This is a genomic window from Spectribacter acetivorans, from assembly GCF_031846305.1.
In the GTDB taxonomy this organism is placed as follows: domain Bacteria; phylum Pseudomonadota; class Gammaproteobacteria; order Nevskiales; family Salinisphaeraceae; genus Spectribacter; species Spectribacter acetivorans.
The window spans coordinates 1-287 of sequence record NZ_JAVRHY010000047.1 but is presented as its reverse complement, the minus strand read 5'-3'; the positions used below and the strand labels follow the sequence as shown (position 1 = coordinate 287).

1 protein-coding gene is annotated in these 287 nt (G+C 58.2%); it reads left to right on the top strand.

The genetic code is table 11. The features are described from left to right. Window positions 1-250, top strand: a 250-nt coding sequence (locus RM531_RS16030) for an integrase core domain-containing protein (RefSeq protein ID WP_311653099.1), incomplete at its 5' end; no start/stop codon positions are given. Between the last annotated feature and the right edge of the window lie 37 nt (window positions 251-287).

The following is a 287-nucleotide window of genomic DNA, read 5'->3' as shown; positions in this document are numbered from 1 at the left end:
AGAACTGGTGACCTGGATGAAACAGCAGGGTATCCGCTTGGAGTACATCCAGCCCGGCAAGCCGCAGCAGAACGCCTATGTCGAACGCTACAACCGGACCGTGCGCTACGACTGGCTGAGCCAATACCTTTTCGACTCCATCAGCCAGGTGCAGGACGCCGCCACCCGGTGGCTATGGACCTACAACCACGAACGACCCAATATGGCCCTCGGTGGCATCACCCCGATGCAGAAACTGATGGCCGCTTAGCTCCACTTTTGGACAGCGCTAAGAATGGGGGGATTAC